Below are 23429 nucleotides of genomic sequence, written 5' to 3'. Positions count from 1 at the left end.
GGCACAAACCAGAAATAGCCTACGCATTAATTCTATATTTATACATTAAGGCTTCTTCAGGCTTAATGTAATTCATTTTAATCATTCAACTATTTACCTAAATCTAAACCTACTTAAATTTAAGGCGAGACTTTAGTTAATAAATCTCGATTTAAGTGCCATACCTCGATTAAAACTCAAACAATTCTCAAGCTGCCGCGAATTCTCAATTTAAGTGGCGCTGGCCAAAAAAAATGCAAAAAAATCAATTTTTATAAAAAACCAATTGATAACTATTTTCGTTTAGATTAGTATAAACCTACTAAATGAAATTGAGAGTTGTTTGTATTCATGTATATTTGTCTTTGTCACGGTGTGACCGATAAAAAAATTGAGCAAACCATCGACGATGGTGCTACTACCATGCGCGAGCTAACTAAAGAGCTTAAAGTGGGCAGCCAATGCGGTAAGTGTTGTTGTTGTACTAAAAAGATCCTCAATCGTAAACTGATTCAAATTGCAGATATAACCGATCAAGTGGCTTAAGAGTAATCTATATAATTACCCCTATCTAAACGAATTGGTTTAACATTTAAAAATTAAACATAAAAAAAGCAGCCTTAGCTGCTTTTTTTGTATTTATAACTTTAACTTACAGTTGCGATTGTAAGTAGTTTTCAAGCCCAGTGTTTTTGATCAACAGTTGTTGTGTTTCGAGCCAATCAATTTGTTCTTCTTGCTCATTTAAAATGTTGTCGAGCGCTTCACGGCTAATGTAATCTTTCTTACTTTCAGCGAGTTTAATGGCAGCACGTAGCTCGTCTACGGTATCAAGTTCAAAGCTCATGTTAGCGGCAATCATTTCTTCGCTGTTTTCGCCTATACGTAAACGTCCTAAATCTTGAAGATTAGGTAAGCCTTCTAAAAATAAAATACGCTCAATTAAACGGTCGGCGTTTTTCATTTTTTGTATCGATACTTTGTAATCAGCTTTGTCTAGTTTACTAAAACCAAAATCTTTAAACATACGTGCATGTAAAAAGTATTGGTTAATACCCACAAGCTCATTAGCAAGTACTTTATTTAGTGCTGCAATAACGTCTTTATCGCCTTTCATAATATAAGTCCTTATTCGCCCATTTGAGCTTGGTGATAGTTTTGAGTGCCAATTTTGTCAATCAGACCCAATTGTTGCTCTAACCAGTAGACGTGATCTTCTTCGGTATCAAATAATAGCTTTTCTAGAATTTCACGTGATTGATAATCTTGCTGTTGTTCACAGATGGCAATAACTTCTTTAACACACTCAACCACTTCAAGTTCTAAGGTTAAGTCGTTTTGCATCATGCTTTTTACATCGTCACCAATTAACAGATCACGACGTTTGGTCATGTTTGGTACGCCTTCTAAAAAAAGAATACGCTTGATTAGCCAGTCAGCGTGGTCTTTTTCTTCTTCCATTTCATGGTTAAGACGCTCATAAAGTTTGTTTAAGCCCCAATCATCGTACATACGAGAATGAATAAAATACTGGTCAATAGCAGCTAATTCGTTAGCTAACAATGTATTGAAGGCGTCGATTACTTTTTGATTACCTTTCATAGCGCTTATCCTAAAAATTCTAATTGTGGCTAGTCTAGTATATAGGCACAGAATTGCAAGTAATTTACTTATAAATCATATGGTTAATATTGAGTTTGATTCTTGTTTAAGTTTGCATTGCTGGCTGACAAATGGACAAGTTGTTATTTGTATTTTAGATCAGCAAGTTACATTTTTTATAACATAAAAAGGCATACTTACTAAGGTTATTAAGTAAAGTATTGCAGCTATTCTAAGTGTTGAGGTTGTTCTTTTACGCTTTATTACTTCGAATTCTGGGATGAATACAGTAAAACTGAAATATTTACACAACTGAGTTTTTTCACTCAATTTATTTTGTAGCCACTCTCGTAATCTAATTATTGCTATTGTAGCGGGGTGATGTCTTTGCACCCAGCTCACGGCTCTGTAATTAATGAAGTAAGAAAGGCTAAGGAGCAGGGAAGTGGACATTTATTGTTTACACAAATATCCGTGAAAAAAGCAGATAAAGCTGAAAACTTAATGCTGCCTCTTGCAGCAGCAACTATCAGTACTCTTTAATTTAATTAATTTGTGATAATACTTATCTATCGTATTTTTGTAGCGGTTTAAATAAAAACCGCTGAGAAGTCTATCTAATATAAGTAAACCTACTTAGAGCTTTAATGTAATCATTTTGGTTATTGAAAACAGTGATTAGTAACACTCGATTACACAGTGCTCAATTGCAAATTCATCATGTAAATAATGTTTAATGGCGTTAAGCTCAATAAGGGTATCTGTTTGCATCACAATTTCACAGTGTGTGGTGTTATCGTCGAGTTGCCATGCTTTTATTGATTTTATTTGAGTAATGGCAAACTGTTGCAGTAACTTTTTACTGATAAGTTGCTGGTCAAAACCAATGGGGGCTGCCTGCATTAAAATGCTGCAGCTGGCTTTAAGTAATAATACGCCGTGATAAATAACATACAGTGATATCAATATCGTCGCTATTAAATCAACTACATACCACTGGTATAAAATAATTAAAGTACCGGCAATAATAACCACAATAGAGGCCATGGCATCAGACACATTATGAATAAACGCCGCCTTTATATTCATGTTGTTTTTAGCGCCGGCTTTAAAGGTTAATAATGCAGTGACTAAATCAATGAATAGCGCTACTGCAGCAACCCACACAATGATCCAGCCATTGATAGGTTGAGGGTTTAAATAACTACTTATGGCCTCAAAAATTAAATAACCACCGATGACTATTAACGTGGTGCTATTAAAAAGAGTTGCTAGAATTTCTGCACGTTTGTAGCCAAAATGGTGGGTTGTATCAGCTTGCTTATTGCCAATTTTTCGAGCAACGAGGGCAATAAAAATTGAGGCCGCATCACTTAGGTTATGTAATGCATCGGCAATTAATGAAAGACTGCCGGAAAATACGCCGCCAACAACTTGCACTGCAGTCAGTAAAACATTTATAAATACGGCAAGAGTGAGCTGTTTATCACTTTGGTTATCATCAACGTGACTGTGTGAATGACCATGACCCATTTTAGTTAAACTTCCTCATTGCTTTACTGTGTACTCATAATGACAACTTTTTGCCATATATAAAAGCGTTGTTTTAATTTGTTTTTTTAATGCCCTAATGAATAAATTGAAATAAGCTCATGAACGTTACTTATTGAATATAAAACGATATGCTAGGGTATAAATAAATGTATTAATGGCTTAAATTATCATAATTAGTTAAGCACTTTTTATATTAAATTAGATGCTTACCAGGCATAAAAGTAGTTTTTTAAGGGTCAATAACAATGAACACAGCAATAGAAATTCGCGATGCAAAGCCAAGTGATGCAAAAACAATTCTACACTTTATCAATGAGCTTGCTATTTACGAAAAAGAACCTGATGCAGTTAAAACCGATGAGCAAGCCATTTTAAACACCCTGTTTTGTGAAGGCGCAACGGCGCACAGTTTAATATGTTTACAAGATGATGAGCCAATAGGCTTTGCAGTATATTTTCACAACTACTCGACTTGGTTAGGTAAAAATGGTCTTTATCTAGAAGATTTATACGTGAGCCCAGATAGCCGCGGAAATGGCGCTGGTAAAGCCATTATGAAAGAACTGGCAAACAGAGCAATCAATAAAGACTGTGGTCGCTTTGAATGGGTGGTACTTGATTGGAATAAACCCGCGATTGATTTTTATAATAGTATGGGCGCTGAGCCACAAAATGAATGGATTATATATCGTTTAACGGGTCAGGCATTAATTGATTTTGCAAACAAAGATTAGGGTCTGTTGACCTTTTAAGGTTAAATTTACAGCAGTCTGTTTGGTATTTAGGCAAGGCAGAGCCTAAGTGGTGTGGTTATTCCCCATAAATAGGCGATAACGCAGCATCAATGCCAAACAGGCGCTGCCCTTCGGGTTCTGCCTAGGGGCGATTTACTCTTTGTTGCTCGGTTTTTACTTAGCCCACTAGGTTACAAACCTCGCGCCGCGATTAAACTGCCTCTAGTTTGAACAAATTTTAATCAGCAAAGGTTAACAGACCCTAGTGCCGAATATGACCAGTAATACGCTTAGTTTTTGCTAAGCTAAGCGCTACCTAATTTACAAGAGCATTTTATGGGTGATCAGCACTGGCAAAAAGCACGTCAAAGTCGTGATGCGCGTTTCGATGGGCTTTTTTATGTAGCCGTTAAAAGTACCGGTATTTATTGCAGGCCAATTTGCCCTGCGCCCACAGCTCACGAAAAAAATGTAGTCTACTATCAGTTTGCGCACTCTGCCGCGCAAGCTGGTTTCAGGCCTTGTATTCGTTGTCGGCCCGATAGTGCACCAGGAAGTGCGGCTTGGCAGGGAACAAAAACAACGGCTCTACGAGCCAAGCAATTAATTGATCAGGATAATCAGCACGACTGCGAAAAGCTCGCCACGCGTTTAGGAATAAGCAGCCGTTATTTAAGGCGATTATTTTCTCAATATTTTGGCATTTCTATCACGCAATATCGATTGTTTAACCAATGTCATTTTGCAAAAAAATTGATTCAAGAAACTAGCTTACCGCTTACCGAGATAGCGTTTGCCTCAGGCTTTAAAAGTGTTAGGCGTTTTAATGATGCTTTTTTAAAACAACTTAATATTGCGCCCTCAGCGCTCAGAACCGCCAAGCACCCAGCTGATATTGGGCTCACCTTAATTTTGCCTTTTCGTCCGCCGTATAACTGGCAGGCATTGCATGGGTTTTTAGCAAAACGATTAATTCAGCCAATAGAGTGGTTAACGCCAACCAGTTATGGGCGTACTTTTACTTATAAATCGTGTAGAGGGCGTTTTGATGCTGAGTTTGTTGCAGATAAACATCATTTTCGGGTGCAAATTGATATAGATAATACGCAATATTTACATCCAGTTATTAACAACATTCGCCGTATACTTGATTTAGATGCAGATACTTATTTAATTGAGGCGCATTTAAGCGAACACATTAATAATGCATTTCCACTTACTAAAGGCTTAAGGTTACCGGGTATTTGGTCAAGTTTTGAGGCGGGAGTTAGGGCTGTACTTGGGCAACAAGTCAGTGTAGCAGCGGCGCACAACCTAGTGACTAATTTAGTAACACAGCTTGGTGAAAAGCAACACCAACAGGTCTATTTTCCTGAGCCTGAAGTGTTAGCACACAGTGATTTTGCATTCTTTAAAATGCCACAGGCGCGTAAAAATGCACTGCATAACCTCGCTGAATTTTGTGCCGTGAATCCCGATTGTGATGATTTAGACCAATGGCTTAGTTTAAAAGGGATTGGCCCATGGACGGTTAATTATGCAAAGTTACGCGGCCAAAGCCAGCCCGATATTTTACTCGATGGCGATTTAGGCGTTAAAAAGGCACAAGCGGCAGCAAGCTCTTTTGAATCTGCGAACTGTGCACCATTTCGATCTTACTTAACTTTTCAACTTTGGCAGCAATTATGATAGTGCAAACCAGTTTACCCAGCCCGATTGATGACATTATTATTCAGGCAACTGAAAAAGGTATTAGTTATGTGGGGTTTTATCCACCGGCCAGTTATATCAGTACGCCTTTAAACGAGATAAATAATTCGCATGTTTTATCTTGTGTGGCGCAGCTTAATGAGTACTTTGCTCATACGCGTACTGAGTTTGATTTAGAGCTTGATACTGGCGGCACGCCATTTCAGCAAAGCGTATGGCAGGCATTGTGTAGCGTACTCTATGGAAAAGTGGCGACTTATAAAGATATTGCCGAGCAGTTAAACAACCCTAAAGCTGTGAGAGCGGTAGGGGCTGCAAATGGTAAAAACCCAATCAGTATTATTGTGCCGTGTCATCGTATTATTGGTGCAAATAAAAAACTAACTGGTTATGCAGGTGGTTTAGAGCGCAAGCAATGGTTACTAGAGCATGAAGCAAAATAAATAGCTAAATAACGTATCCAAATTTGTATTCTGAGCACTTTAAGGTAGCATAAGCGCACTTTTTATTTGAAGGCACGACAATGGCGCAATTATACTTTTACTACTCTGCAATGAATGCAGGTAAATCAACCACCTTACTACAATCTGCATTCAATTATAAAGAACGTGGTATGGAGCCGGTGATCCTCACGGCGGCTATCGATGATAGAGCCGGAGTAGGTAAAGTATCCTCACGTATTGGCTTGCAAGCAGATGCGCATATTTATGATGCAGATATAGATGTTTTTGCGCTTATTCAAGCTCTTAATGCAGATAAAAAACGCCATTGTGTGCTGGTAGATGAATGTCAGTTTTTATCAAAAGACCAAGTTATGCAGTTAACCGATGTGGTTGATGAGTTAGGAATACCCGTATTGTGTTACGGATTGCGCAACGACTTTAGAGGGGAGCTGTTTATAGGGTCACAGTATTTACTTGCTTGGGCTGATAAGCTAATTGAGCTTAAAACGGTGTGTCATTGTGGGCGCAAAGCAAATCACGTATTACGTACCGATGAAAATGGCGAGGCTATTGCCGATGGTAATCAAGTTGAAATTGGCGGCAACGACCGTTATGAATCGGTGTGCCGCAAGCATTACAAAGCGGCGTTAAATATGGGCCGTTAAGACTTTAATAAAGGTATCTATATCCGCTTGGGTAATACCTAAATGGGTTACGAGCCTAAGTTGCTTACTTGGGCTAAACACAATGTCATGTGCTTTTAAATCGGCTGCTAGCTTTGTGATGTTTATGCTGTTATCAAACGTAGCGTAAACCATATTTGTGGTATTACTCATATTTACTTCAAAGCCTGAAATTTCACTTAACTGCTGTGCTAAATAACGCGCATTAGCGTGATCATCGACTAAACGTTGAGTGTTATTTTCTAACGCATATTGCCCCGCAGCAGCTAACATACCCGCTTGGCGCATACCGCCGCCAAGCACTTTACGCCAGCGTCTTGCTTTAGCGATTAACTGCTTAGAACCTAATAATAATGAGCCAACTGGCGCACCTAAGCCTTTCGATAAACAAATAGAGACTGAATCAAAATGTTTGGTGATTTCTTTAATATCAAGGTTAAGCTCGGCTGCGGCATTAAATGCTCGCGCGCCATCTAAATGCAGTGCTAAGTTATGTTGATGAACAAATTCACGTGCTTTAATTAAATAATCAATACCCAGTACTTTGCCACCTATGGTGTTTTCAAGGCTCAGTAATCGCGTTTTCGCAAAGTGGCTATCATCGGGTTTTATTGCAGCAGCAATTTTAGTAAAACATAGGCTACCATCGGCTTCATTTTCAATAGGTTGTGGTTGAATAGAGCCTAAAACGGCAGCGCCACCGCCTTCAAACTTGTAGTTATGAGCACTTTGCCCACAAATATACTCATCACCTCGCTCACAATGCGCCATTAATGCCAATAAGTTTGCTTGCGTGCCGGAGCTACAAAATAATGCATCGGCCACATTAAAACGCAATCTAGCATAGGCTTCCAATTGGTTAACGCTTTCATCATCACCGTATACATCATCGCCAACCGGGGCATGATACATAATATCTCGCATTTTATTGCAAGGCTTGGTCACTGTGTCTGAGCGAAAATCTATCATGAGTAGTCCTTATGGTTGTTATATGAATTCTTCACAAATTTGTTCACGGGTCGTTTTATCAAAATAACTCCACGCAATAAAGCGACTGACTTTTTGCCCTTGTGCCATTTCAACGATTTTATAGTCGCAAATAGGGAGCTGTTTTAGCTGTGTTTGTAAAGCAGCAAGGGTCTCTTTTTTAGAAACCAACGAGGTGAACCAGATCACTTGCTCACTGAACTGAGCGCTTTCTTTGATCATGTTAGAAATAAAGGTCAGCTCGCCGCCTTCACACCATAACTCATTACTTTGGCCACCAAAGTTGAGGGCGTTACTGGGGGCTTTACCTAAGTTTTTCCATTTACGCTCACTGCCTTTATTGGCTTCTTCTGCGCTGGCATGAAATGGCGGGTTACACATCGTTAGGTGATATAAATCTTTCGCATTAACCACCCCTTTAAAAATATGCTCGGGATTTTTTTGTTGTTTAAGCGTTATTTTTAAATCATTAAACTGAGCGAGCTGCTTGGCTATTTTTATTGCTGCTAAATCGATGTCGCTGCCAGTAAAGTGCCATTGGTATTCGCTATTGCCCGTTAGCGGGTAAACTAAGTTAGCGCCAGTGCCTATATCAAGCACTTTAATTTGTCGGCCAGTGGGAATAACCTGCTGATTATCTTCGCTGAGTAAGTCAGCTAAGTAATGAATATAGTCAACTCTTCCTGGAATAGGTGGGCATAAGTTGTGCTCAGGTATGTCCCAAAAGTTAATGTTGTAATGACTTTTTAATAGCGCCTGATTCAAGGTTTTTACAGCTAAGTTATTACTAAAATCAATACTTTGATTGCCTGCTGGCGTCGTAATTAAAAAAGCAGTTAACGAAGGGGTTTGCGAGGTAAGCAAATTAAAATCGTAACCATTTTTGTGTTGATTGCGCGGATGTAATTTAGAACGAGCTGATTTTGCTTTCATGAGGCTTTTTTAACAACAGGAATAAAAGCCAATAGTAACAAATACAGACAAAAAAAGTGCATAATTTTCCCTTTGGCTTACCAGGCATTACTGGTAGGATGAGTTGTTAGCAATTATAAGGAATTCGCTTTGGCAGTTACTCAAGAGTCTGTTTTTATTAAATTAGATGACCATCAAACACTGCATTTACGCCGTATCGCCAACCAGAAGCCAAGTGGTCCTGTGGTGTTATTAATTCATGGTGCGGTAGAAAATGGCAAAATATTTTACACTCATAGCAATAAAGGGTTAGCGCCTTTTTTAGCTGAACACGGGTATTGTTGTTATGTCGCTGATTTACGCGGGCGTGGTGAAAGTAAACCTGCTATTTGTAAGCAAGCACGGTATGGACAAACTGAGGCGATTGTTGAAGATATTCCGGCATTTATTGAGAAAATTGAACAGTTAGAGAGTAAAAAACCTGACTTTTTAGTTGCTCATTCTTGGGGTGGGGTGTTGCTTAATAGCGTGTTTGCTCGCTTCCCTGAGCTGATTAACGATATAAAAGCGTGTGCCTATTTTGGTTCAAAGCGTTCGCTATTTAATAACCACCCTAAAAAGTTATTTCAGGCCAATTTAATTTGGTATTTTATGGCGCCAATATTAGCGAAAAAACACGGTTATTTACCAGCAAAACGCTTAAAGTGGGGCAGTGATGATGAAACTCAAAAGTCGCACTATCAAAGTATGCAGTGGGCTAAGAAAAATCCGTGGATAGACAGTGATGATGGCTTTGATTACGCTAAAACATTAGCAAATCTCACGCTTCCTCCGACGTTACATATTGCGGCAGTAAAAGATAAAGCATTGGCACAGCCTATCGATATTCAAAAGTTTATTGATGAGTCAGGTACTGGGGTGCAAAAAATGCAAATATATGGCCGCCGCTTTGGGCACAAAGTAGATTACGACCATATTAATATGCTTACCCATCCACAGGCACGCCAAGAACAGTTTATGGATGTGCTTAATTGGTTTGAGGCAACGAGAGCAAACTAAGTAAAGGGGCTTCATAACGCTGCCATTTATCAAGGCTTTTGTTATTTACAGGCTGCCTAATCGCATGTTTACTGAGCGTTGTAACGGCGCTTTTATTTCTGTAAAAGTCTAAACAAGTCTGTTCAAATTCACAGCCAGTAAAACTTAATAGTGCGGTTAATTGATCTTTAGGATTTTCAATTAACTGCTCATAACTTAAATTATAAATAGCTAAGCGGTTAAATTGCTGCCAATAGCTCATCAGTTTTTCATAAAGCTGATGGTACAAAGTAAATTCATTCAAATCACAAAAATAGGGTTCGTTTTCAGCAAAGTAATTAGTAAACACTGAAAATGCGGTTGCGTTAAAGTTGCGGGTCAGGTTAATAAACTTAGCGTCTGGGAATAGAATATAAATTAACCCTAAGTTTTGGTAATTGCTAGGCAGTTTATTGATCACAAATGCGCAATTGCTCCCAGAAGAACTTAAGGTATCTAAATATATAGCTCTGGCTTGGTTAATTAAAGGCGTTGTTAGCTTAGTTAAGCATTGAGGGTAGCGTAACCCTGTTTTATGTTCTAAAAAAGCGACTACCTTTTTACTAATACTGGTGTCTTCTCCAAGCGTTGCCCATTGACTGTGTCCTGCTAACATCTGCTCCAGTAAGGTTGAGCCGCTTCGTGGCATACCAATAATAAACACGGGCGTAACAGGATACTGCTTATTTAGGTTTGCTAAATTGAGCACACTTTCATTGTTATATTCAATAAGTTGATCATAAAACCCAATTAAATCTTCAGTATTAAATTCACTGAGTTTGTGTTGTTGCTGATTGGCAATCACAAAATAGTTAAATGCTTGATCAGTATCGTCTAACTTGTCGTAACTTTTAGCTAAAGCATAGTAGCAGACCATTTTTAAGCGTAGGTTATTTGTTTGCGTTAAAAAGTGGTGTAACTGATCGATGTAATTATTTGCTTTATTAAAGCGGCCTAATTGTACCAATTCAAATAAAACATAAGCCGTAACTGGTGCTACTCCAAGCTTTAATGCTTCCTCAAACGTGGCCTGCGCTTTATCAAGCTCGCCAAAGGTTAAATAGTGCTGGGCTAAATAATAATGAGTGTCTGGGTTGTCTGCGGCAATACTTGTTGCGTATTCGAGTACTTTTTGCGCATCTTCAGGAGAGTTGACCGCATTAAATGCATCACTTAGTGCATACAAAGGTTCTAATACATAAGGGAGATGCTGACACGCTCGTTGTAGTATATAAACAGCGGCATCAAATTGTTCTAAACGCAGTGCTACTTTACCTAAGCCAAACAGGGCGTCACCATTATCAGGCTCTGCTTGTAATAGCATTTTGTAATGAAACTCAGCTTCTCTGAGCTTGTTTTGTGATAATAACTGGTCCGCTTTCTTTAGTAGCATAATACAACTAATATTCTTTTTATTTACTATAACCCCAAAGTGACAAAAAATGCGAGTGTAAAAGTCATTTTAAATAGGTTTATAAAGGGCAATAAAAAGGCGAAATGCATTACACATTTCGCCTTTGATTATCATTAACACATGTTAGAAAGTATAGGTTGCTTTAGCGTAGTAAAAGCCACCATTAATTCCGTATGGAGATGTTTCGTAGTACTTACCACCCCAGTTGTTATTTGGTGCCACTGTGAAATCAAGTTTTTCTGCTTCCTGATCCAGTAAGTTTTGTGCACCCAATGAGAAGCTAATTGAGTCATTCATGAAGTAAGTGACTTCAACATCTAACGTCATAGCTGCGTCAGCCATTTTAGCTGTTTCATCATAATCTACATGAACGCCTTGGTATTCGCCAAAGTAGTTAAGGCGAGAAAATGCTGAAAAGCTTTCCCATTGTTGTGCCCAGCTCAGTGTTGCACGGTGATTAGGTAAGTCATTTTCAAGACGGCTTACTTTAAATGCACCAGTTATATCACTTGAGCGGGTTACTTCTGTTTCATTCCAGTTGTACGCTAAGCTAAATGTAGAGCTACCACTGAACAATTCAGCTGAGTAGTTAGCAACTAAATCAACACCTTGTGTAGTGGTATCAAAGTCATTAGTAAAGAAACTAACTTGCGCAAGGTTTTGTACGTTAGGTACGCCCGCAGCTTCAAGCGTGTCTTTATCTGCTTGGCTAAGTTCAATTTTATCTGATTGGCTAATACGGTCATCTACTTGGATGTTGTAGTAATCAACCGTTAAGAATAAATCGCCAATAGTATACACCGCACCAAAGGTGTAGCTTTGTGATTCTTCAGGCTCAAGTTCAGTACCACCTAGTTGAATAGCAATTGGGTTTGTAGGTGGTAACAAAGCCGAATCTACTAGTACACCACTGCTTAAGTTAGTTTGTACGTTACTAACATTCGCTTGGCCAACGGTAGGCGCACGGAAACCAGTGCTGATAGAGCCACGAATATTTAGATCTTCAGTCAAGTGGTATTGACCCATTAACTTATAGTTAGTGGTTGAACCAAAGGTATCGTAATCTTCGTAGCGAAGCGCTAAGCCCATTAGGAACTCTTCAGTAAATGGCGCTTCAATATCAATATAAGCTGCATAGTTACGACGGTCATATTCGCCTGCATCTGATGGTTTAAATCCAGGGAAACCGTTAGAACCTATACCAAAACCTTGATCAGTTAATGGACCTGCAATAAACGAAGCCTCATCACCTGCCACTACGGTAAAGGTTTCTTCATGCCATTCTAAACCACCGGCAATGTTTACATCGTAAGCTAAATCAAAGTCAAACCCTTTTGAAATATCAAAATTAAAGTTTTTCTCTAATTGTTCATATTTACCTGGGCTAAAATCACGCGGGCTATCTGGACCCAGTGAAGCATTGATTGTGTCGTATATAAAGTAGCGAGATTCGTTATACCCTACCGTACCACTTAGATCATAATAAGCGCCTTCTAAAAAGCCGCCAGTAAACTCACCTTTAGTACCGATAGTAAGTGACGTATCTGTAATATTACCACCAAAGTTTGGTGTAAAACCGCCCGGAAGCATTTCGTTAAATGCGAAACAATCAGGGTTATTTGCTACACCATTAATGTAGTCAGGGTTATCAAGAACGTTGTCATCAATCATAATGGTTGGACAGTTACCGCTCATATCACCGGTTAAATCACCAACAAGCAGTGTTTCGCCACCATCATTTGAGTATGCACCAGGGCGAGTATGTGGGTTACGGTAATAAAAACCACCGCGTACATCACGCTCTGAGTAGTTACCAAACATGTAAAATTGTGAGTCGTTAGTAAGTTCTAAACCAACATTACCAAAGATAGAGATGTCGTCATCTACCTCAGGTGCACCCCATACTTGGGTGATCGGGGCAATGTTTGGTACGCCAGCGGCATCAAGTGCGGTAGCATCCGCTCTTTGTACTGAGCGGCTGGTTGCGTCGGCTGTTTTGTACTGAAAGCTTAAATTAGCAAAACCGCTATCGGTAAATGGTAAGCCCACATTACCTGAAATTTGAGTTGTATCACCGTCGCCCTCATAATATTCGCCTTTGCGAACTTCGAAAGATCCGCCTTCCGAGGCATCTTTAAGTTGGAAGTTTAAAACCCCAGCAATCGCATCAGAACCATATTGTGCAGCGGCACCATCACGAAGTACTTCTACTTGTTTCAGTGCAATACTTGGAATTACTGAAATATCAGCACCTTGCGCACCATCGTTAATACCACCACCTAAAAAGGCGATAACTGAAGCACGGTGACGACGTTTACCGTTAAGTAAAATTAGTGTGCTATCTGAAGGTAGTCCGCGTAAGTTTGCAGGGCGCACTAATGAAGCAGCATCACTGATTGGCATTGAGTGTACGTTTAAAGAAGGAATAGCCCCTTTTAATAGCTCTAGCATATCAGTGTTACCTGATTTACTTAGCTCTTCACCACCAATAATATCGATAGGTACAGGAGAGTCACCAATAGAACGAGGCGCAGAGCGCGTACCTACTACGGCAATTTTTTCTACATTTTTGTTAACTTTAACTTCGGTTTGCTCTTCTTGAGCAATTGCTGAACCAGAAACAAATAAGCCTGCGGCTGTTGTTGCTAGAGCAAATTTGATGGCCTGTTGAAGCGCATTGCTTTTTAATTTCATTCTAAATATCCCCAGTTAGAATTGATTTGTATAGTCTATTTAATGACTTTATTGTGGACGGTTCACATTCAATGGGGAGCAGATATTGCTAACTCACTCCTAAAAGCTTAATAAACTAAGCGCACCTCCTGTGAGTCCTCGAAATAGACTATAGATAAAAAAACTAAAGAGGGCAATGGGTAATTAACCACTATTTAACAAGTTGAAACAAATGATTTATCTAAAAATAACGCAGAGTTAATCATAAGTAGGGCAGGGAAAAGGGGTAAAAGCAGGCATTGATACATAGTTATTAATTAAATAAGCTATTTTAGCTACTTTCTATTATTGAATTAAACTGACCTGCTATTGATATTTTCACCATGATGTTTTTTCCACTGTGCAAGTTTTTCTTTGTACTCATCCCATACACATGGACAGCAACTACCGCCGCCGCAGCACTCATCAGATTTTGGCCTTTCGGGTTTAGTGTTGGGTATGTTTTTTTGCATGTTTTTAATTAAAACTGAGGAAAATGAACTTTAAGAATAAATGATTGAATAAAGCGTGTAAATTATTCTTTGTGAACTGAAAGCGCTGTGTGAGAATACAGGCTATGCGATTATATAAAGTTATCCATCGTGCACCCTGGCGGGTTGCTAAAATAAGTAAAAAGCGGCAACAACTACGCTTTCGTCGTGCTATGGTCGCGCTTAAAATTGCGCTTGCCCAAGAAAGGCAAGAAACCAAAGAAATGCTAATAATTTACAGGCGTTATACCCAAGGGCAAACAAATAAAGCAGAACTAAAACGCGCCAACGAGCAGTTTGTTGATATATTAAAAGGACTAGGGCTAGGCGTTTTTGCGTTATTACCGTTTGCACCATTAACTATTCCACTGGTTGTTAAACTAGGGCAGTTAGTAGGTGTTGATGTATTACCGAGTTCTTTTAGTATGAATAAGCCGATTAAAGAAATTGATAAAGAAATTGCTCAACAAAACCAAGAGCAAGACTCAACGCCCTCAAAGAAGAAGTAAGCTAGCAGAACATAATTAGCTATACCTTTTAATAGTGCTTATTGTTATGCTAAGGCATCATTTTCTATTATGTGAGTCATTTAATGAGTGCTTTACTTCGTCATACCTCTTCAGGAATTCCTCTATCTTTTATCGTTAAAAACGAACTAACCGATTGGCTTACGCAGCAACCGAGTTTTGTACAGCGCTGGCTAGCAAACACAGATTTTGAAAAATCAGGACTCGCACTAGTACCAAACCCAGAAACGGGTGAACTAAGTCAGGTATTTTGTGTAATGCAAAGCACTGATGATTTTTGGGCTGCTGGCGAGCTTGCCAGTAAATTACCTGCGGGTTGTTATCAAATTCAAGGTGATGAGTCTTTAGTTGCTCAACTTGCTTTAGGCTTTGTGTTAGGTGGTTATGAGTTTAGTGAGTACAAGCAAAAAGCCACAGCAAAAGCTCAGCTTGGCATTGCTGATAAAACATTATATGAACAAGTAAAACAACAAGCGGACGCCATTAATTTAGCACGCGATTTAGTTAATACCCCAGCTGCTGATATGATGCCGCAGCATTTATCGCAGGTAATGAGTGACCTAGCAGATACATTCGACGGTGAATTTTCGCAGTGGATAGGTGATGAGTTATTAGAGCAAAATTACCCAACTATTCACATGGTAGGGCGCGCGAGTGAAAATAAACCACGATTACTTGACTTGAAATGGGGGGCAGTCGATGCGCCACAAATTACGTTAGTCGGTAAAGGCGTGTGTTTTGATTCCGGTGGACTGGATTTAAAACCTAGTTCAGGCATGCGCAACATGAAAAAAGACATGGGTGGGGCCGCGCATGTTATTGCCCTGGCTCAGCTAATTATGGCCGCTAACTTACCAATACGCCTTCGTGTTTTAGTGCCTGCGGTTGAAAATGCTGTTTCGCGTAATGCATTTCGCCCTGGCGATGTAGTAAAAACCCGTAAAGGTATTATGGTCGAAATAGACAATACCGATGCAGAAGGGCGACTAGTGCTGTGTGATGCACTAAGCGAAGCACAAAACGATGATCCTGAATTAATCATTGATTTTGCTACACTAACTGGTGCGTGCCGTATTGCGTTAGGTACGGAGTTACCGGGGTTTTTCTCAACGGATCGCGCTGTAGCAAATGCCATTATGGACTCGGGAATGCAAGTTAACGACCCTGTTTGGCAATTGCCGTTATTCGAACAATACAAACCATTTTTGAAAAGCGATGTGGCTGATATGGCTAACTGTGCAAGTACGCCATTTGGTGGCGCAATAACCGCTGCGCTTTATTTGAAAGAGTTTATAGAGCCAAATACACCATGGGTTCACTTTGACGTAATGGCATGGAATTTACGTGCATTACCCGGGCGTCCAGCTGGTGGTGAAGCACTGGGTATTCGTGCAGTATTTACTTACCTACAAAATCGATTTAACTAACCTGAACTTGGATTAAGGTTTACCTTGAGTTATTTGATGTTAAAGTGCATATAACTCAAGGGGTAAGCCATCTGGATCGGCAAAAAAGGTGAATTTTTTGCCGGTTATTTCATCTTCTCTAATATTTTCGACGATGACATTGTGTGACTCTAAATAATGTTTAGCAGTATTAATACACCCAACTTTAAATGCTAAATGTCTAAGTCCTTGTGCTTCGGGGTAGCTTGGTCTACTTGGCGCATCATTAAACGAAAATAATTCTAACTGACTACCATCAGGTAAAGCTAAATCGAGTTTGTAAGACTGACGCTGTGCACGATAATGCTCATTAATAATCGTGAGTTTTAATATTTCACTATAAAAATGTTTAGAGCGTGGGTAGTTGCTACAAATGATGGCTACATGATGAATGCCTAGTAGTTGCATATATTTTCCTTAAAAAGCAAAAAGCGCACTAAAAGCAGTGCGCTGTTTATCAATACATGTGCATGTTTATATATTAGCTTTTAGCTAGGCTCTGCGTCTTTACACGCTTTTACAGCCGGTGCAACAAGCTCTAAACCCGTTTTATCACACGGTGGAAGCTCAGCATCACTAACAGCAATAGGCGTTACTCGCTCGCCCCATTTTATATAGCTTGCCGCCCAAGTAAGGCCAGCCCCAAATGCCGCCGACATAATGTTTGCATGCGGTTTAATTAAGCCTTGCTCAACGGCTTCACACAATGCAATTGCAATGGTGGCAGCAGAGGTGTTGCCATATTCACCAATATTGACCATTACTTTTTCGTCATCCACTTTTAAGCGATTTTGAATAGCTTGAATAATGCGTAGATTGGCTTGATGCGGAACTAGTACATCGATATCGTCTAACTTAAGATTGGCTTGTTCAAGCACGTCGTCACAGGCTTCACTCATGCCTTTAACGGCACGTTTAAATATTTCACGGCCTTCAAATAAAAGGTCTGATGGACCAATTGGCTCATATTTATTTAAATCACTGCCAAAATTAGTAATGTGTAAAATATCACGATCTTCGCTGTCACAACCGGTTTTAGTCCCTAATAAGCCTGCAGGAGTTTCTGCTGCTTCAAGCACAACGGCACCGGCACCATCACCAAATAATACTGCGCTGTCGCGTCGTGCCCAGTTTACATACCACGTCATGCGCTCAGCCGCGATAACGACAGCTTTTTTGATCATGCCAGCTTGAATTTGCGCTGTCGCAGCTTGTAAAGCATATAAGAAACCAGAACATGCCGCGTTGGTGTCCATGGCTGCAGCGCCTGTGGCACCAATATTTTTTTGTACTAATGAGGCGGTGTTTGCGACTACTGTTGAGGGGGTGCACGTTGCTAAAATAACTAAATCGATATCTTTTGCATCTACGCCAGCACAAGCAATGGCATGTTTTGCAGCCACACTAGCAAGTTCAGCAGTACTTACATGGCTAACTCTTCGTGCCTTGATACCTGTGCGTGTGGTGATCCACTCATCGGTTGTATCTACAATTTCACTTATTTCGTCGTTGCTGATGCTTGCTGGTGGAATGCATTTACCCCAACCAGTGATATGTGCGTAAGGCATAGTGTGTTCTCTTAAAAGTGGTATGACGTGTTCGTCTAATGAGGACGTTATATCAAAAATTAGCTGTTAACACTAGTTTAAAGCATGGTTTGCTTAGTAATTACTGCTATTTTACGGACTATTTGCTGCATTTTTGTTTAAAGGTAAGTGGCTTGTTTTTATTGTGTTAATTAAATGCTTTTAATGATTTTGCGTGTTTTACACGATAGCTCATAGGCTTTCTAAGCTTAATAGAATACGAATACTTTGTTGACCATATATGCTTGAGTGCGGCTGAGTGAGCAGCTAATATGGGGCGCATATTATGAAATCATTACTTAAAAAGCATTACTTAAAAAGCATTACTTAAAAAGCATTATTTATAATGGATAACAAAGCAATGTATATTCAGTCAGGTGAATCTTATTGTGTTAATTAAAACCGATCCTGCTATTAGCCGGTTATTAATGCTGCGCAGTGGCGCCATTGCTGTGCAGCTTATTGCGGTGTTAAGCGTTTATTTTTTATTAGAGCATCAAATTGCGCTCATGCCGTTGCTAGCCGTTATTACGCTTGAGGCGGTTTTTCAGTTAGCAAGTATCTTTGCTTATAGAAATGTTAGCCAAGCAAAGCCAGTTGGCATGCTGATGCAACTGACCGCTGACGTACTTTTTTTAACTATTTTGTTGTCTTTAAGTGGCGGTGCAACTAACGCATTTGTGTCGTTATTATTGTTACCTATTATGATAGCGGCAATTACATTGAGCGCTCGTGGGCTTGCCTATATTGCTGTGCTGGCTATCGCTGCCTACAGCATGCTACTGATTAAAATGCCAGAGCATAGCATGCACCAAATGAACATGAGTGGCCACTTTATTGGCATGTGGGTTAATTTTGTTATCAGTGCCTGCGTGATTGCGTTGGTTATTGGTGCAATGAACCGTGCTTTACAACAACGTGAGCGCACTATTGCCAAAGTTAGAGAGAAACAGTTGCGTAGTGAACAACTGGTTACTCTCGATGGCGCAGCGGCGCAAATTACTCATCAATTAGCAACGCCTATTGCTAATTTACAATTATTGTTTGAAGAGCTTGTAGAAGAGTATCCCAACAATGAAATTATTCAGCAAATGCAATCACCCTTGCTGCAATGCCGCACTCAGCTTAATGATTTTAGAAAGCTCTCTATGCAGCTACGAGATAAAAACACGCAAACACCTATAAAAGCAGAGCAGCTGCAAAATCAAATTCATGATACGTTGCTATTACAATACCCTAATCAACAAATAAACTGGCTTAATGAGGCGCCTAAAGCCACATTAAAAAGTGATGCCATGCTGCTACCTGCTATTTTAAACTTATTACAAAATGCAGCGCTTGCTAACGGAAAAAAAGGCCAAATGCAATTAGAGTTGAGTTGGCAACAGCCAGATGCGCAAAGTATTGCGTTAATTATTCGGGATTTTGGCGCTGGTTTTTTATCCTCAGAGTTAGCGGAGTTAGGCGGGCAGCTCATGCCCAGCGAGCAAGGCATGGGAATAGCGGTTATGCTATCAAATGTCACGTTTGAGCGTTTAAATGGTTCGTTAACTGTTTATAATCACCCCGATGGTGGGGCGGTGGCCAAGATACAAATGCCACTATTAATAACCGAGCCGGCGTTATGAAGCTGCTAATTATTGAAGATGACATTAACCTTGCTACCACTTTGGCCAGGCGCTTAACAAAACACAGCTTTAACTGTGAGGTTGCACATAACCAAACAGAGGCTTTACTTAGGGCTCGCCAGCAGCAACCTGATTGTATTTTATTAGATATGAAGTTAGCAGATGAAAATGGGCTGGCGCTTATTGCACCGCTGCGCCATTTACTCACACATGCTCATATTGTATTGCTGACTGGCTTTGCAAGTATAGCAACGGCGGTAGAGGCGATGCGCTTAGGCGCTAATGACTATTTGACCAAACCAGTTGATATGGCAAGTTTATTAAAAGCACTTAAGGTAGAGCTGGTAAGTACGACAGTAACCGAAATTTCTGAAGGGGTTATGTCGCCCGAGCGTCTAGAGTGGGAGCATATTCAACATGTTTTACACAGTAATAATGGTAATGTATCAATGACCGCAAGGCAGCTAAATATGCATAGGCGGACACTACAGCGTAAATTACAAAAAAAACCAGTGCAGCAGTAATGCAAAATCAAAAAATTATTTTATTTGATGCGCAATGTAAGCTGTGTAGTGCATGGTGCAATTTTGTTATAGCTCACAATCCGAGCATTAAATTTAAATTGTGCAGTGTGCAATCGCCGGCAGGGCAATCGCTACTTGCTCAATTTGGTTTTTCCACTACCGATTTTACTTCGATGGTTTATATAGAAGCACAAAAACCATATACCCGCAGCCAAGCCGTTTTTCGAGTGTTCAGTCAGTTAGGCTATCCGTGGAAGTTGATTAGCGTATTTAAGTTATTACCACGAAAGCTGACTGATTGGCTTTATAACAAAGTGGCTAAAAACCGTTATACATTATTTGGTAAATACCAACACTGTCGAATTCCTCAACAAAAAGATGAAGATCACTACTTATAACTACATTTTTAGCAAGTGCTGGATTACTTAGGCTGTGCTAAAATCGCGGCGTTTAATTACTAGTAAATAGGTTTTAAGGGCTTTTTCATGGCAAATACAGCGCACGCATTGCATATTTTAGTAAAACATAAAGAGATTGCAGAAGATATCATTAAGCAATTAGGTAAAGGCGCAAAGTTTCAAACTTTAGCTAAAAAGTATTCGTCATGCCCATCGGGTAAAAAAGGCGGTGATTTAGGTGAGTTTAGACGAGGCCAAATGGTTCCACAGTTTGATAAGGTGGCCTTTAGTGGTGCAATTTTAGAACCGCATTTAGTAAAAACGAAATTTGGTTGGCATGTGATTAAGGTGCTTTATCGTACATAAACTAACGCAATTTTAAGTTGCCGCTATACTTATCATTTGTTTAGTTTGTTACATTGCTAAAGCAACTTGGAATAACTATGAAGCTTATTATTTTATGCTGCAGTTTAATTTTAATGGCAGTGTCATTTTTTGCCAGTAGCACTGAGCAAACGATCGCCCTTAAGCTTGGCAAACCAAGCACCCAAGACATACCAAAAAACCACTATATTTTAACATTATTAGAAAAGAGCTTTGCAAAGGTTAATGTAAAGCTCAATATTGCTTATAGTCTTGAGCCAATGAATACTAAAAGAATTTTAGAAGAGCTCACACGTAACGATGATGTTAATTTAGCTTGGTTAACTTTGCCAAACTCCCTTGCAGAGCAAAGACATTTAATCCGCACAAGTTATCCTATTTATAATGGGCTGCATTCAAAGCGCTTGCTCATGGTTAAACAAAGCCGGTTAAAAGAATTTTCTGATATAAAAACCCTTGAACAACTAAAGCCGTTCATAGCCTTACAAAAGCAAAGTTGGTCTGATTATTATGTATTAAAGAACAATGGCTTAACAGTTAATGGTGATTTGAGTTATGAAAGCATGTTAAAAGCGTTAGATGAAGGACTTGGCGATTATTTTCCGCGTTCAGTAACTGCTATAAAAGCCGAAATACGTAAACATCCTCAGTATAACTTTGTTATTGAGCCACATATTATGCTGCAGTACGATAATTTTTATTACTTTTATGCAAACGAAAAAAATAAAGCAATTATCGACTTATTACAGCAGGGTTTAACAAAGCTAGCAAAAAAAGGTGAGCTTTATGCCCTCTACACGCATTTTTACCATGATGTTGAGGACGGGCTTGGTTTAAGTCAGCGAACAGTGTTTAAACTGAAACAGCGATAAGGTTATTATCGCTGTAAAACTGTTTGCTAATCTTGCTTGGCTTCTTCATTTATTTGCTTAAGTGCTTAAGTGCTTGAGTAAATGACTCACTCGTCTGCCCATCGGTAAGAGCATACTTATCGTTTATAATGAAAGTAGGCACTGAAGTAATACCCATTTGTTTAAAGTTATTTATTTGGAATATGAGAACGAAGATAGGTTGCAGACATATCATGAGATTAATAGCTATAGCCTTGGAACTAACTTGTATTTTACTGAAAAGAACATAAAAAATACTATAAACTTTAAACTCGATAGTGAAATTGACCAAATATTTAAATTTAAGTCACTTACACATGTGGGGAACGCTTATAGCATACGAATGAAAGTGAGATTAAATTAATGCTAAAAAGAATGACATTGACTTTTGACCTTAAAAAGCTTTTTCGCCTACACCGCTGGACTTTAGCGGTAGCGGTTTATATCTTCATAATATGGTTTACTACACCTGATACTTGGTCTCATCAAGAGACCTACTTTAGAGCTGTAACACTGCGCCAATTATCAATTATTCTCGTACCGGTATTTATTACCTATTTTCTCGTTGATTTTTTCAAAAATAAACCGATTATTGTCGATTTAAATGAGCAGACATTGATTCAAGGTGAAAAAGTTATAGATTTAATTAAAGCAGACCATATTACGATTGTTGAAAAGCCCGTGATTAAATCAATTGAGATACACTTTTCTAAACATGGCTATTCTCTAGTTAAGATACCTGGATGGTTTATTGAAGATGTCACGCAGACTAGCTTGAATTTCTATCATTATGCTAAAAATACAGATAAAAAATTTAGTATATCCAGAAAAAGAACGAGTCCCTTAAAAGGCAGCATTATTTAATTTGCACCATAAGCAGATTTAATTTTGAAGTATCTAACTGTTAGGTATCTATAGAGGGCGTTCAAAGTTCAGTGTCAGATTAAATTCTTAAATATTATGCACGTTGTTTAAACGCTTCTTAAAAAATACTGACTGAGATAAATAAGGGCTGCGATGTGCAGCCTTTTTTGGTTTTAAACTTTTATTTTTTAAGTGTCTTGCTTGGCTTCTTCTTCATTTATTTGCTTAAGTGCTTGAATAAACGATTCACTCGGTTGCCCACCGGTAAGCGCGTACTTATCATTTATAATGAAAGTAGGTACTGAGGTTATTCCCATTTGTTTAAAGTTATTTTGCTCTTGGCGTACCGCTTGTACGTATTTATCTGAGTGTAAAATATCACGGGCTGTGTCTTTGTTAAGGCCCACACTTTCTACCACATCCAGTAGTGCATCTTCTTGATTTAAATATTTTAAATCGGTGAAGTGTGCTTCAAAAAACGCCAATTTCAACTCAGTTTGCTTGCCTTCTTCACGCGCCCACATTAGCAAGCGGTGTAGATCAAAGCTGTTGATCATGATGCGTTTACCGTCAAAATTAAAGGTAAACCCAGCTCGTTCACCCGCATCCGCCATGTTTTGACGATTTCGCGCGCTTTCTTCTTCAGTTAAACTGTATTTTTGCTGCAAGTGCTCGTTTAAGTCTTGTCCTTCAAGTGGCATATCTGGATTAAGCTCAAAAGGGTGCCATGTAATATCCGCACTCATTTCGTCTTTTAATTCTGCCAATGCGGTTTCTAAGTTTTTATACCCAATAATACACCACGGGCACATTACATCTGAGACGATATCAATTTTTAAGTTTTTCATAGGGATCCTTGAAGGATTGCTTTTTAATAACAATGGA

The 23429-nt window shown here is 39.2% G+C and carries 26 protein-coding genes and 1 pseudogene; 15 read left to right on the top strand and 12 right to left on the bottom strand.

Annotation, left to right across the window (positions count from 1 at the left end; all coding sequences use genetic code 11):
* The first annotated feature begins 330 nt into the window (after positions 1 to 330).
* A complete protein-coding gene (locus ACTRWE_RS08805; RefSeq protein WP_013463106.1) occupies positions 331 to 525 on the top strand; it encodes a (2Fe-2S)-binding protein in 195 nt (64 codons plus the stop codon).
* A 106-nt stretch (positions 526 to 631) separates the two neighbouring features.
* Here the strand turns inward: ACTRWE_RS08805 and bfr (ACTRWE_RS08800) are convergent, their stop codons facing one another.
* Positions 632 to 1096, bottom strand: coding sequence for a bacterioferritin (gene bfr, locus ACTRWE_RS08800; RefSeq protein WP_008112262.1), 465 nt, complete (start codon positions 1094 to 1096; stop codon positions 632 to 634).
* An 11-nt stretch (positions 1097 to 1107) separates the two neighbouring features.
* A complete protein-coding gene (gene bfr, locus ACTRWE_RS08795) occupies positions 1108 to 1581 on the bottom strand; it encodes a bacterioferritin (RefSeq protein ID WP_013463107.1) in 474 nt (157 codons plus the stop codon).
* A 381-nt stretch (positions 1582 to 1962) separates the two neighbouring features.
* On the opposite strand from bfr (ACTRWE_RS08795), the gene ACTRWE_RS08790 reads away from it, so the two are divergent.
* Positions 1963 to 2124, top strand: coding sequence for a hypothetical protein (locus ACTRWE_RS08790; RefSeq protein WP_013463108.1), 162 nt, complete (start codon positions 1963 to 1965; stop codon positions 2122 to 2124).
* Positions 2125 to 2259: 135 nt separating this feature from the next.
* Here the strand turns inward: ACTRWE_RS08790 and ACTRWE_RS08785 are convergent, their stop codons facing one another.
* Complete coding sequence (locus tag ACTRWE_RS08785; RefSeq protein WP_013463109.1) at positions 2260 to 3114, bottom strand: cation diffusion facilitator family transporter; 855 nt, start codon at positions 3112 to 3114, stop codon at positions 2260 to 2262.
* A 266-nt stretch (positions 3115 to 3380) separates the two neighbouring features.
* Between ACTRWE_RS08785 and ACTRWE_RS08780 the strand changes: the two genes are divergently transcribed.
* From ACTRWE_RS08780 to ACTRWE_RS08765, 4 genes are all read left to right on the top strand, one after another.
* Positions 3381 to 3869 carry a GNAT family N-acetyltransferase gene (locus ACTRWE_RS08780; RefSeq protein ID WP_013463110.1) on the top strand — a complete coding sequence of 163 codons (489 nt, stop codon included), beginning with the start codon at positions 3381 to 3383 and terminating at the stop codon, positions 3867 to 3869.
* A 336-nt stretch (positions 3870 to 4205) separates the two neighbouring features.
* Positions 4206 to 5558, top strand: a complete 1353-nt coding sequence (locus tag ACTRWE_RS08775; RefSeq protein WP_462879851.1) for a DNA-3-methyladenine glycosylase 2 family protein — start codon at positions 4206 to 4208, stop codon at positions 5556 to 5558.
* Positions 5555 to 6022, top strand: coding sequence for a methylated-DNA--[protein]-cysteine S-methyltransferase (locus ACTRWE_RS08770; protein ID WP_016899172.1), 468 nt, complete (start codon positions 5555 to 5557; stop codon positions 6020 to 6022). Before ACTRWE_RS08775 ends, ACTRWE_RS08770 begins: the two co-directional genes overlap by 4 nt.
* Positions 6023 to 6102: 80 nt before the next feature.
* Positions 6103 to 6687 (top strand): thymidine kinase, encoded by a 585-nt coding sequence (locus ACTRWE_RS08765; protein ID WP_016899171.1) that lies wholly within the window; start codon positions 6103 to 6105, stop codon positions 6685 to 6687.
* Here ACTRWE_RS08765 and ltaE read toward each other — a convergent pair.
* Both ltaE and rlmF read right to left on the bottom strand, forming a co-directional pair.
* Positions 6670 to 7674 carry a low-specificity L-threonine aldolase gene (ltaE, locus tag ACTRWE_RS08760; RefSeq protein ID WP_016899170.1) on the bottom strand — a complete coding sequence of 335 codons (1005 nt, stop codon included), beginning with the start codon at positions 7672 to 7674 and terminating at the stop codon, positions 6670 to 6672. The two genes, ACTRWE_RS08765 and ltaE, sit on opposite strands and share 18 nt — an antisense overlap.
* Before the next feature lie 18 nt (positions 7675 to 7692).
* The gene (gene rlmF, locus ACTRWE_RS08755) at positions 7693 to 8625 is read right to left on the bottom strand and encodes a 23S rRNA (adenine(1618)-N(6))-methyltransferase RlmF (RefSeq protein ID WP_016899169.1); all 933 of its coding nucleotides are present in this window, start codon (positions 8623 to 8625) and stop codon (positions 7693 to 7695) included.
* 129 nt (positions 8626 to 8754) lie between these two features.
* Between rlmF and ACTRWE_RS08750 the strand changes: the two genes are divergently transcribed.
* Complete coding sequence (locus tag ACTRWE_RS08750; RefSeq protein ID WP_016899168.1) at positions 8755 to 9663, top strand: alpha/beta fold hydrolase; 909 nt, start codon at positions 8755 to 8757, stop codon at positions 9661 to 9663.
* Here the strand turns inward: ACTRWE_RS08750 and ACTRWE_RS08745 are convergent.
* From ACTRWE_RS08745 to ACTRWE_RS08735, 3 genes are all read right to left on the bottom strand, one after another.
* Positions 9632 to 11074, bottom strand: coding sequence for a tetratricopeptide repeat-containing sulfotransferase family protein (locus tag ACTRWE_RS08745; protein ID WP_016899167.1), 1443 nt, complete (start codon positions 11072 to 11074; stop codon positions 9632 to 9634). The genes ACTRWE_RS08750 and ACTRWE_RS08745 overlap by 32 nt on opposite strands.
* A gap of 144 nt (positions 11075 to 11218) precedes the next feature.
* Positions 11219 to 13789 carry a TonB-dependent receptor plug domain-containing protein gene (locus ACTRWE_RS08740; RefSeq protein WP_016899166.1) on the bottom strand — a complete coding sequence of 857 codons (2571 nt, stop codon included), beginning with the start codon at positions 13787 to 13789 and terminating at the stop codon, positions 11219 to 11221.
* A gap of 332 nt (positions 13790 to 14121) precedes the next feature.
* Entirely contained in the window at positions 14122 to 14280 is a 159-nt protein-coding gene (locus tag ACTRWE_RS08735; protein ID WP_076916046.1) for an oxidoreductase-like domain-containing protein, read from the bottom strand.
* Between the two features lie 104 nt (positions 14281 to 14384).
* Here ACTRWE_RS08735 and ACTRWE_RS08730 point away from each other — a divergent pair, with 104 nt between their 5' ends.
* Positions 14385 to 14807, top strand: coding sequence for a hypothetical protein (locus ACTRWE_RS08730; protein WP_016899164.1), 423 nt, complete (start codon positions 14385 to 14387; stop codon positions 14805 to 14807).
* An 83-nt stretch (positions 14808 to 14890) separates the two neighbouring features.
* A complete protein-coding gene (locus tag ACTRWE_RS08725) occupies positions 14891 to 16252 on the top strand; it encodes a leucyl aminopeptidase family protein (protein WP_013463121.1) in 1362 nt (453 codons plus the stop codon).
* 39 nt (positions 16253 to 16291) lie between these two features.
* Here the strand turns inward: ACTRWE_RS08725 and gloA2 are convergent, their stop codons facing one another.
* Together gloA2 and ACTRWE_RS08715 are read right to left on the bottom strand one after the other, a co-directional pair.
* Positions 16292 to 16678 (bottom strand): SMU1112c/YaeR family gloxylase I-like metalloprotein, encoded by a 387-nt coding sequence (gloA2, locus tag ACTRWE_RS08720; protein ID WP_008464296.1) that lies wholly within the window; start codon positions 16676 to 16678, stop codon positions 16292 to 16294.
* An 80-nt stretch (positions 16679 to 16758) separates the two neighbouring features.
* Positions 16759 to 17838 carry a ketoacyl-ACP synthase III gene (locus ACTRWE_RS08715; protein ID WP_013463122.1) on the bottom strand — a complete coding sequence of 360 codons (1080 nt, stop codon included), beginning with the start codon at positions 17836 to 17838 and terminating at the stop codon, positions 16759 to 16761.
* Positions 17839 to 18245: 407 nt separating this feature from the next.
* Here ACTRWE_RS08715 and ACTRWE_RS08710 point away from each other — a divergent pair, with 407 nt between their 5' ends.
* The 5 genes from ACTRWE_RS08710 (at position 18246) to ACTRWE_RS08690 (ending at position 21662) form a co-directional block, all read left to right on the top strand.
* Positions 18246 to 19484 (top strand): sensor histidine kinase, encoded by a 1239-nt coding sequence (locus ACTRWE_RS08710; RefSeq protein WP_462879850.1) that lies wholly within the window; start codon positions 18246 to 18248, stop codon positions 19482 to 19484.
* Entirely contained in the window at positions 19481 to 20008 is a 528-nt protein-coding gene (locus ACTRWE_RS08705) for a response regulator transcription factor (RefSeq protein WP_462879848.1), read from the top strand. The genes ACTRWE_RS08710 and ACTRWE_RS08705 overlap by 4 nt, the downstream gene beginning before the upstream one ends.
* Positions 20008 to 20406 carry a thiol-disulfide oxidoreductase DCC family protein gene (locus ACTRWE_RS08700; RefSeq protein ID WP_462879847.1) on the top strand — a complete coding sequence of 133 codons (399 nt, stop codon included), beginning with the start codon at positions 20008 to 20010 and terminating at the stop codon, positions 20404 to 20406. Before ACTRWE_RS08705 ends, ACTRWE_RS08700 begins: the two co-directional genes overlap by 1 nt.
* Before the next feature lie 87 nt (positions 20407 to 20493).
* Positions 20494 to 20772, top strand: coding sequence for a peptidylprolyl isomerase PpiC (ppiC, locus tag ACTRWE_RS08695; RefSeq protein ID WP_008464312.1), 279 nt, complete (start codon positions 20494 to 20496; stop codon positions 20770 to 20772).
* A 77-nt stretch (positions 20773 to 20849) separates the two neighbouring features.
* The gene (locus ACTRWE_RS08690) at positions 20850 to 21662 is read left to right on the top strand and encodes a substrate-binding periplasmic protein (protein WP_462879846.1); all 813 of its coding nucleotides are present in this window, start codon (positions 20850 to 20852) and stop codon (positions 21660 to 21662) included.
* Between the two features lie 49 nt (positions 21663 to 21711).
* Here the strand turns inward: ACTRWE_RS08690 and ACTRWE_RS08685 are convergent.
* Positions 21712 to 21834 (bottom strand): annotated as a pseudogene (locus ACTRWE_RS08685) (DsbA family oxidoreductase); the annotation flags it as partial.
* Between the two features lie 209 nt (positions 21835 to 22043).
* Here ACTRWE_RS08685 and ACTRWE_RS08680 point away from each other — a divergent pair.
* Positions 22044 to 22544, top strand: coding sequence for a hypothetical protein (locus ACTRWE_RS08680; protein ID WP_462879845.1), 501 nt, complete (start codon positions 22044 to 22046; stop codon positions 22542 to 22544).
* A 188-nt stretch (positions 22545 to 22732) separates the two neighbouring features.
* On the opposite strand, the gene ACTRWE_RS08675 is transcribed toward ACTRWE_RS08680, so the two are convergent.
* Positions 22733 to 23392 carry a DsbA family oxidoreductase gene (locus ACTRWE_RS08675; protein ID WP_462879844.1) on the bottom strand — a complete coding sequence of 220 codons (660 nt, stop codon included), beginning with the start codon at positions 23390 to 23392 and terminating at the stop codon, positions 22733 to 22735.
* Positions 23393 to 23429 lie beyond the last annotated feature (37 nt).

It is taken from the genome of Pseudoalteromonas sp. G5_S1_54_S4, assembly GCF_054968565.1.
The sequence above is the reverse complement of the archived record's forward strand: the minus strand, read 5'-3'. Positions and strand labels throughout refer to the sequence as shown.

Bases quoted from the DNA above. Each gene is read 5' to 3' on its own strand.
- bfr (WP_013463107.1), bottom strand. From the start codon at position 1,581: ATGAAAGGTAATCAAAAAGTAATCGACGCCTTCAATACATTGTTAGCT.
- ACTRWE_RS08790 (WP_013463108.1), top strand. From the start codon at position 1,963: ATGTCTTTGCACCCAGCTCACGGCTCTGTAATTAATGAAGTAAGAAAG.
- ACTRWE_RS08705 (WP_462879848.1), top strand. From the start codon at position 19,481: ATGAAGCTGCTAATTATTGAAGATGACATTAACCTTGCTACCACTTTG.
- ACTRWE_RS08805 (WP_013463106.1), top strand. From the start codon at position 331: ATGTATATTTGTCTTTGTCACGGTGTGACCGATAAAAAAATTGAGCAA.
- ACTRWE_RS08725 (WP_013463121.1), top strand. From the start codon at position 14,891: ATGAGTGCTTTACTTCGTCATACCTCTTCAGGAATTCCTCTATCTTTT.
- ACTRWE_RS08775 (WP_462879851.1), top strand. From the start codon at position 4,206: ATGGGTGATCAGCACTGGCAAAAAGCACGTCAAAGTCGTGATGCGCGT.
- ACTRWE_RS08700 (WP_462879847.1), top strand. From the start codon at position 20,008: ATGCAAAATCAAAAAATTATTTTATTTGATGCGCAATGTAAGCTGTGT.
- ACTRWE_RS08690 (WP_462879846.1), top strand. From the start codon at position 20,850: ATGAAGCTTATTATTTTATGCTGCAGTTTAATTTTAATGGCAGTGTCA.
- rlmF (WP_016899169.1), bottom strand. From the start codon at position 8,625: ATGAAAGCAAAATCAGCTCGTTCTAAATTACATCCGCGCAATCAACAC.
- ppiC (WP_008464312.1), top strand. From the start codon at position 20,494: ATGGCAAATACAGCGCACGCATTGCATATTTTAGTAAAACATAAAGAG.
- ACTRWE_RS08770 (WP_016899172.1), top strand. From the start codon at position 5,555: ATGATAGTGCAAACCAGTTTACCCAGCCCGATTGATGACATTATTATT.
- ACTRWE_RS08745 (WP_016899167.1), bottom strand. From the start codon at position 11,074: ATGCTACTAAAGAAAGCGGACCAGTTATTATCACAAAACAAGCTCAGA.
- ACTRWE_RS08740 (WP_016899166.1), bottom strand. From the start codon at position 13,789: ATGAAATTAAAAAGCAATGCGCTTCAACAGGCCATCAAATTTGCTCTA.
- ACTRWE_RS08735 (WP_076916046.1), bottom strand. From the start codon at position 14,280: ATGCAAAAAAACATACCCAACACTAAACCCGAAAGGCCAAAATCTGAT.
- ACTRWE_RS08780 (WP_013463110.1), top strand. From the start codon at position 3,381: ATGAACACAGCAATAGAAATTCGCGATGCAAAGCCAAGTGATGCAAAA.
- bfr (WP_008112262.1), bottom strand. From the start codon at position 1,096: ATGAAAGGCGATAAAGACGTTATTGCAGCACTAAATAAAGTACTTGCT.
- gloA2 (WP_008464296.1), bottom strand. From the start codon at position 16,678: ATGCAACTACTAGGCATTCATCATGTAGCCATCATTTGTAGCAACTAC.
- ACTRWE_RS08765 (WP_016899171.1), top strand. From the start codon at position 6,103: ATGGCGCAATTATACTTTTACTACTCTGCAATGAATGCAGGTAAATCA.
- ACTRWE_RS08680 (WP_462879845.1), top strand. From the start codon at position 22,044: ATGCTAAAAAGAATGACATTGACTTTTGACCTTAAAAAGCTTTTTCGC.
- ACTRWE_RS08715 (WP_013463122.1), bottom strand. From the start codon at position 17,838: ATGCCTTACGCACATATCACTGGTTGGGGTAAATGCATTCCACCAGCA.
- ltaE (WP_016899170.1), bottom strand. From the start codon at position 7,674: ATGATAGATTTTCGCTCAGACACAGTGACCAAGCCTTGCAATAAAATG.
- ACTRWE_RS08730 (WP_016899164.1), top strand. From the start codon at position 14,385: ATGCGATTATATAAAGTTATCCATCGTGCACCCTGGCGGGTTGCTAAA.
- ACTRWE_RS08675 (WP_462879844.1), bottom strand. From the start codon at position 23,392: ATGAAAAACTTAAAAATTGATATCGTCTCAGATGTAATGTGCCCGTGG.
- ACTRWE_RS08785 (WP_013463109.1), bottom strand. From the start codon at position 3,114: ATGGGTCATGGTCATTCACACAGTCACGTTGATGATAACCAAAGTGAT.